The organism is Micromonospora sp. DT178, assembly GCF_049841695.1.
GTDB lineage: Bacteria > Actinomycetota > Actinomycetes > Mycobacteriales > Micromonosporaceae > Micromonospora.
On the sequence record NZ_JBNCKV010000053.1, the window covers coordinates 1 to 495 of the forward strand.

Annotated in this window: 1 protein-coding gene; it reads right to left on the reverse strand. The window is 68.5% G+C overall.

The annotated features are described in order from the left end of the window. Window positions 1-495: acyltransferase domain-containing protein (locus ACLQ22_RS31915; RefSeq protein ID WP_425695587.1), on the reverse strand; the 495-nt coding region annotated here is incomplete at both ends.

The window sequence follows — 495 nt, forward strand, 5'->3', positions numbered from 1 at the left end:
CTGGCGGTCAACGCCACCATGGCTCCACCCGCAGGTAGCGCCTGCATCAACCTGCCCCGCGCGGCTACCACCGCCACCGCATCGGGCAGGTCCCACACCCCGGCCACATGCGCCGCGCTCAACTCACCGATCGAGTGTCCGGCCAGATACTGCGGAACCACCCCCCACGAGCCAACCAACCGGTACAACGCCACCTGCACCGCGAACAGCCCCGCCTGGGTGTACATCGTCTGGTCCAGCAGCTGCGGCTCGCCCGCGACCACTTCCCGCAACGGCCGCTCGAGGTGTTGGTCGAAGTATGCGCAGACCTGATCGAACGCCTCAGCGAATACCGGATACGCCTCATACAGGCCCTGGCCCATCCCGACCCGCTGGCTACCCTGCCCGGAAAACACCACCGCCAGCCGACCGGACCCGACGATCCCGGTCACCACCCCCGGTGCCTGATCACCCGCGGCCAGCGCCTGCAGCCCGTCCATCAACACCGACCGATGC